This is a genomic window from Candidatus Methylacidiphilales bacterium (genome assembly GCA_028713655.1).
Lineage (GTDB): Bacteria > Verrucomicrobiota > Verrucomicrobiia > Methylacidiphilales > JAAUTS01 > JAQTNW01.
Map to the genome: position 1 here is coordinate 1 of JAQTNW010000072.1, position 7,043 is coordinate 7,043.

The following is a 7,043-nucleotide window of genomic DNA, read 5'->3' on the forward strand; positions in this document are numbered from 1 at the left end:
AGGCCAAAAAGAAATGGGACGAACAATACGGAGCCGCCAATGCCGCGGCCCTGAACACATGGAAAAGCGAGGCTGCAACATTGGCCACTGAGGGCAAACCGGCGCCGCCCATGCCCAAGCCCGAGCCTCCGGCTCCTGTGCCGCCTTTGTCTCCCGATGGCTGGGCCAAAAGCCCGACCGGACTTTTTAACGCGATGGTTGCCCCGTTGATACCTTACGCGATCAAGGGTGTGATCTGGTATCAGGGGGAAGCCAATGAGGATGCCCCCGCCCAGTACGCCACTTTGTTTTCCCGGATGATCACCGACTGGCGCGAAAAATGGGGGCAGGGTGATTTCCCATTTTTATTTGTACAGCTTGCCAATTTCAAAAAGCGAAGTGATGTGCCGACCGATAGTGCCTGGGCTCGCGTACGTGAATCACAATTGAAAACCCTCAAGCTGCCGCAGACGGGAATGGCTGTTATCATCGACCTTGGCGTGGAGAATAATATTCACCCCATCGACAAGTATGACGTTGGCCTCAGATTGGGCAAAGCAGCCCGGCATGTCGCCTATGGACAGGATTTGGTTTATTCCGGGCCGATCTTTCAATCGATGACTGTCGAGCAAAACAAGGTGCGGATTAAATTCAGCCAGATTGGCGGCGGGCTTGCCATTGGCACCCCGCCATGGACTCCTCCGGGAGCTGTTCCACCTTCCACGACCGAGCTCAAGGGATTTTCCATAGCCGGTGCGGATCAAAAATGGGTTTGGGCCAAGGCACAAATCGACGGTGACAGTGTGCAAGTTTGGAACGAGGAAGTGACCGACCCGGTTGCGGTGCGTTACGCCTGGGCCGACAATCCCGAGTGCAATCTCTATGACAAGGAAGGGCTCCCAGCTTCGCCGTTTCGAACCGATGACTGGCCGTATCAAGTGCAAGCGCATTAATTTCAACAGTTAGAATTCATCTTCTCTAGCCCAGCCCCGATTTTAAGCTACGCTAATAATGTGGTTTACTGCAGGATTATCCAGATCCCCCTTCAACAGTTGAAAAAGTGTCGTCCGGCACTTCTTCTTGCTTTCCTGCTTTCCAGCACCGCTTTTTCCCAAACCGATAACCTCCTGAAAAATCCCGGCTTTGAAAACGGCCTCTCAGCTTGGTCGCCCAATCCCGCCGATTCCACGCGCCTGCATGTTACCGAGGAAGCGGCTTCCATGGGCAAGATGGGGCTGCGATTTGGCGGAGATGACAGTCAGGACCGGCTCAGTCTGGCAAGTGAACAATTCCCGATCCAGGCCGGCCATATCTATCGTCTGACCTTTTGGGGTCGCATGGGCGGCGCCAAGCCCAATCTGATGGCCAAACTCATGTTCGCCGACGGAGTTGGCAAGGCGATTTTGCCCGTCAATATGCCGGGCTTTTGGCCGGTCATCGAAGTCAAGGCCGGCCAGGCGTTCAACCTCTATACGGCTCAGGCAACGGCCCCCGAAGGGGCAAGCACCCTCTCAATCCTCCTGTCTTTCCAGAGCAAATCCAAGGACACGACGGATGTGGACGATTTTGCCCTGACGGAAATGACCCCGGAAGCAGCCGCCAGAACCGCGCTCCCGCCGCCGATTCCGATTGAACCCTTGCTGGCGGAAATCAAAGCCAATCCGACCCGGGGCAAGTCTTCCCCGAAAATCGTCCTCAAGCTCGATGATTTTGCCATCAGTTGGGCCAAAGGCCCCTTGAATCAGGTACATCACCACTGGCTGCGGATCGAAAAATTTGTCGAGGACAGAAAAATCAAGGTGGGGATCGGAGTAGTCGCCAAAGGTCTGGAAACGGCCAGCCCCGAAGTTCTGGAGTGGATGAAGAAAATGCATGACAGCGGACTCGTCGAATTCTGGCTGCACGGTTATGATCACGCGCCATGGACCGGTCCCGACGGCAAGGAAATGCCCGAAGGCCGGGGCCGCTCCGTCGAGGAAGAAATACAGCGCGAGACCCTGTGCCAGAAAATCGCCGGGGAAAAACTTGGTTTCCACTTCGCTTCCTATGGGCCGACCGGCAGCGGGCCGCAGCCGCTCATAGACGAGGCGTTTCTGCAATCTCTGCAGAACGATCCCTACATGAAAGACATCATGTACCCCTGGCCGATCGATGAGATGGGCAGCCAACTCATGGCGAAGGGCAAGGTCACGGTGCTGGATCGCGTTTTTCCGGTGAACATCGAAGCCGTCGTCGGCCATCCCCGCTTTGATGTCTTTTTGCAAGGCTACGCGCACAATCGTGGGCGCGGCTATTTCATCCTTCAGGGACACCCGCCGCTCTGGGGTTGGGACGATACGGAAAAGAACGAGACGTACGGGGAGTTCTTGAAAATAGTCGATTTTCTCAAGGAGCAAGGCGCTGCGTTTGTCACTCCCGAGGAATGTGCCGCAGCTCAAAACTCCACCCCTCCCGTGGCGGGGTCTGCTCCCGTCATCCCCGAAAAAACCCCCTGACACTTTTATTCCTATGCACACATCTGCCAGCATCAGCCCGAAGGGCGGCGAAAAGGAACCGGCCTGTTCAACAAAGAACACCGCCGAAAAAATCGTTTTTGCCCTCACGGAGGAAAGCAAGAAGCAATATCTGCCGCTTTTTAGTTCCATTGGATTTCCAGCTATGGATTACGATTGGATTGATATTTCTTCCATGGATGCCTCCGCCTGGGAGCAGACTCTCTTTCAAATCAAGCCGACGGTGCTGGTCACTTGTTGGGGGACCCCGGCCATTCCCGAGGGGTTTGCCCGCTCCCCGCATATGTCCTTGCGCTACGTCTGCCATCTGGCGGGCGGGGTCAAGTCGATTGTTCCCCGTCATTTGATTGAGAGGGGAGTGCTTGTTTCCAACTGGGGGACATCCATCAGCTACGCGGTTGCGGAACACACAATCCTCCTCGTGCTGGGCGCCTTGCGGAATCTCCCGGCATGGAACCCATGTCTGGATCAATGGCCGAAGAATATAACCCCGTTTGCCTGTTTGACCTTAAACACGCGCTCTTTGCGGGGCAGGCGTGTGGGATTGCACGGGTTTGGCGCCATCGCCCGCGAACTGGTGGCGATGTTAAAACCCTTTCAGGTCGAACTTGCCTCGTACTCCCGCGGTGTGCCGCGCAGCTTGTTTGAACAATATGGAGTCCGCTGTTGCGACAGTCTGGAAGAACTTTTCTCGGGCAGCGAGGTTCTGATTGAATGCGAATCCCTTACACAGCGCAGCCAGGGATCGGTGACGGAGGCAATTCTTCGCCTCCTGCCGGAAGACGCCGTCTTCGTCAACGTGGGGAGGGGGAGGATCGTTGATCAAGATGCGCTGGCCCGGCTGGCTTTCGAAGGCCGCCTGAGGGTCGCACTGGATGTCTATGAGCAGGAGCCGCTGCCCGCGGATTCCCCCTTGCGCCGGACACCCCACACCTTGCTTTCACCACACATTGCCGGCCCGACGCTGGACGGGTTTTTCATTCTAAGCCGGTTTGCCGCGGAAAATATCCGCAGCTATCTGGACGGCGGCAAAATCCAGGGTCAGGTGACTTTGGATGCCTACGACCGTTCCACCTAAATTTCTATTTGTAGAACAAAAAGCCTCTGGCCGGGATGTTGCGATTGCCGCATAGTGGCGTTCAAGCCTATGAAACACGCAACTCCACAGCTCCCGCGCCAGAGGAGCTGGTTTAATTTTTTGGCCTTTACAGTGCTCCTGGCGCTTCCGGCCTGTGCGCAAAACGAAAATGCCAACCCGGTGGTAAATCCGGGGTTTGAAGACGGGGCGAACGGTTGGCTCATCAAGGATTCCATGTCCACCGTTGTTCCCGAGGCGGCGCACGAGGGAAAAATGGGCCTCCGCATTTCCGACCAGGATCCCAAGGGCGGCTCCAGCGTTTTCAGTTCGAAGCTGGCGGTGACGCCCGCCACAGCGCTTAAATTGAGTTTTTGGGAAAAGAGCGACAAGCCCGGCTTTCTCGGTGTTTATCTCTATTTTTATACGGAGAGCGGGCAGTTGATCAATGATCCCCTGCAACGCGCCGGGGCCGGGCATCCCGTGTGTGGAGCCAAGGATGGGGATGGCCAGTGGCATCAATTTACCCTTAACGCAGCGGCGCCAGATGGCGCCGCATCGGTTGCTCTGTGGATTCATTCCTTTGGCGGATCCGTGGGTATCGCGGATGTGGACGATTTTTCCCTGGAAGGGGCCGGAGCCAGGCTGGCCTCGCAGGAATCCGCTCCCGTGGCAATGGCAGCGGTTCCCGCAGCAGCGCCTGTGGATCTCCCGCCGCGGAAAGCCCCGCCCAAAATCATCATCAAGGTGGATGACCTGCGGCAGGTGGATGGCAAGGTGAACGGCCTCTGGATCAAGTTTGCCGAGTTTATCAAGTCGCGGAAAATCAAAGCCAACATCGGCATCATCTGCGAGACGCTGGAGACAACCACGCCGGAATACACCCAGTGGATCAAGGACCAGCAGGCCACCGGTCTTTTTGAATTCTGGTTCCATGCCTGGGACCACAACACCCATCTTGAAAACGGGGAACAGTTCAACGAATTCAATAATCGTCCTTACGAGGAACAAAGAAAGCGCTTTGAGCGTTCCCAGCAGCTTGCCGTCGAAAAGCTCGGATTCCCCTTTCACACCTTCGGCCCTCCGGGAGGCGTGGCCACTCCCTGCTTTGATGCCAATACCATCCGTGTAATGGACGAGGATCCCAACATGAAGGTCTGGCTCTATCCCGTCCCGCTTGACGAGCCCGGGAAGCAGCTCGCTGCCAAAGGCAAGGTCGTCATTCTGGACCGCGTCTGGGAGGTGAACATCGAAAGCAAGGTGGGCTTGCCGGACTTTGACAAATTTGTGGCCGGCTATGCCAAACATCCGGAGCGCGAGTACTTTGTCATTCAGGGTCATCCGATGCACTGGGCCCCGGACCGTTTTGACAACTTCGTGAAAATCATCGATTTCCTCACGGAACAAAAAGCCGAGTTTGTCCTGGCCTCCGAATACGCCGCTCACCCCGCCGGGCAGTAGCACCAGCACATTTCTCGCGTCAAGGACGCCAAGCACACAAGGTAATACAAAGATTCATTTTTTTGATTAGCGCTAGCTGAATTCATCCTCCTGAAAAGCTTGCTGTTATACACAAGTGGGATTGGGTCAACATGGCAGATGCATGGACGGGATTTCTGGATTGCCGCGTCGTCGGGCGAAGCCCTCCTCCTCGCAATGACGCGGTCGCGTAAGGCGCAGTATCAGCAAGGCATGCTGATATGGGCTGTTCGCCATCGCGAGAATCCAAACCTTTCAAAAAGCTGTTTTGAGCGGGAATGAACGTGAGCTGTAGCTTACCGCAACGCGGTTGCATCTTTCAGCCCAGGGTTGGCGCGAGTCAGCGAGAGCCCACCCTGGGTATCTGTCAAAAATGTTCCCAACTCTGAAGGAGTTCACTCGCGATGCCTATCGGAGTTGCAGCGGGGCGGCATGGGCGAGAGGAGGACGGAACCCATTCAGGGTTCGGGGTATATTTTGATTTTACCCAGGGTAGCTCGTTCCTCGCAACCCTGGGCTGGAGGACGAAACGCCGTTGGCGTTTTAGCTAACATCATATATCTCAACATCTTGTCACATCTGTTAATTAGGAGGCCCATCTGAAACACTCGCGAGGATGTCGGAGTTGGGCCGTGGCGATCCAGTACTTGTGTATAACGAAGAGCTGAAATGGGGGAAGTAAAGGGGGTTTGGTTTGCCTGCCAGCAGAAGCTTCAGTGAAGGCTGGGCCGCAGGGGAAAATGGTGAATGCAGAATGTGGAATTCAGAACTTCATAATTCTTAATCCATACTGCTGACTTTCTGCTGCCGCAATGTTTTTCCGGAATGCCATTCGCTCTCGATCAGGGTTCGGATCGGCGTTTCAGGCAGTCCGCGCTCGCCGCGCTGTATCATGCCAATAACCAAATCGATGGCCTTTTTCCCGATCAGGATGTCATTCTGATAAATCCCGGAAAAATATTTTTCATCATGCTTGAGAGCGAGGCTGGCGTAGCCCATGTCACCCGGAAATTTATAGCCCCAGGACATCAAAAGTTCCGCACTGTCATCTGTGGCAACGATTACTTCCGGTTTCTCCTTTTTGATCCACTTCTCCACCCGCTCCCTGTTGTTCTTGAAAGCGTCCGTAAAGTGGCTTATTTCGATCTGATTGGGATTTTTCCAGTTCCACAATTCCCAGCCGCCTAACATTCCATTCTCCACCTTCTCGTCCCAGTTCAGTCCGACGCACAACCCCGCCCGTTTGTAGCCAAGATCCCGGAGGCGTGTGAAGATCAGATTCATGGAATGAAAGTGGTGATTGGTCACCACATGCAGCGATGCCGGGCGCATGCTGTAGCCGAGCGCGACGGTGGATAATTCTTCATAGTCAAAGGGTAGAATGGTTTGGGATTCGGGCTGGGGCGCGATCAGCATGCCCTGGATGTTCCGGGCCTTGAAAATGCGGTTGATTTTCTCCACGTTCATTCCCGGTTCGCGCAGCCAGAATTCTTCCAGGACATAGCCGCGTTCTTCCGAGCGCTCTTTCGCTCCCTGGTAATATTCCAAAAATTCCGCGTTGGAGAGCATATGATAGCGTTCCGGCCAATTATTGATCCATGCAATGGTCGCCTGGTAATGCGGCTGCGATTTGGATTGCCGGTAGGCGTTCAATGAGGCCAGCATGGGGTCGGGCCGGTACCCCATCTTTTTGGCCAGCTTTTGGATTTTGCTCCGGGTGGCGTCATTCAAGCGGGGGCTGTTGCGAAGCGCCAGGCTGACTGTGGTAAAGTGCAACCCGGCTATCTTGGCAATATCACGGATGGTGACGCGCTGCTCGGCCATACGGGAGACAATGATTCTACAGTTAGAAAACAATTGCAATTAAAACCGCTTTGATCCTCAATTTAATGTTTTATATTGTAAATACGCAACAACGCTTGCCCGAGCGAGCCCAAAAACGTATTCCCGCTCAGGCGAGCTTGAAATGGAACGGACCCAGTGAAAAATCGAGTGCA

At 55.0% G+C, this 7,043-nt stretch carries 5 protein-coding genes; 4 read left to right on the top strand and 1 reads right to left on the bottom strand.

The features are described from left to right. The 4 genes from PHD76_14890 to PHD76_14905 form a co-directional block, all read left to right on the top strand. Positions 1-932: sialate O-acetylesterase (locus tag PHD76_14890; GenBank protein ID MDD5263127.1), on the top strand; the 932-nt coding region annotated here is incomplete at its 5' end. 60 nt (positions 933-992) lie between these two features. Beyond that, positions 993-2,474, top strand: a complete 1,482-nt coding sequence (locus PHD76_14895) for a hypothetical protein (protein MDD5263128.1) — start codon at positions 993-995, stop codon at positions 2,472-2,474. 13 nt (positions 2,475-2,487) lie between these two features. Beyond that, complete coding sequence (locus tag PHD76_14900) at positions 2,488-3,570, top strand: hydroxyacid dehydrogenase (GenBank protein MDD5263129.1); 1,083 nt, start codon at positions 2,488-2,490, stop codon at positions 3,568-3,570. Between the two features lie 69 nt (positions 3,571-3,639). After that, the gene (locus PHD76_14905; GenBank protein ID MDD5263130.1) at positions 3,640-5,028 is read left to right on the top strand and encodes a polysaccharide deacetylase family protein; all 1,389 of its coding nucleotides are present in this window, start codon (positions 3,640-3,642) and stop codon (positions 5,026-5,028) included. 798 nt (positions 5,029-5,826) lie between these two features. Here PHD76_14905 and PHD76_14910 read toward each other — a convergent pair. Further along, positions 5,827-6,870 carry a LacI family DNA-binding transcriptional regulator gene (locus PHD76_14910; GenBank protein ID MDD5263131.1) on the bottom strand — a complete coding sequence of 348 codons (1,044 nt, stop codon included), beginning with the start codon at positions 6,868-6,870 and terminating at the stop codon, positions 5,827-5,829. Between the last annotated feature and the right edge of the window lie 173 nt (positions 6,871-7,043).

Bases quoted from the DNA above. Each gene is read 5' to 3' on its own strand.
- PHD76_14900 (MDD5263129.1), top strand. From the start codon at position 2,488: ATGCACACATCTGCCAGCATCAGCCCGAAGGGCGGCGAAAAGGAACCG.
- PHD76_14905 (MDD5263130.1), top strand. From the start codon at position 3,640: ATGAAACACGCAACTCCACAGCTCCCGCGCCAGAGGAGCTGGTTTAAT.
- PHD76_14910 (MDD5263131.1), bottom strand. From the start codon at position 6,870: ATGGCCGAGCAGCGCGTCACCATCCGTGATATTGCCAAGATAGCCGGG.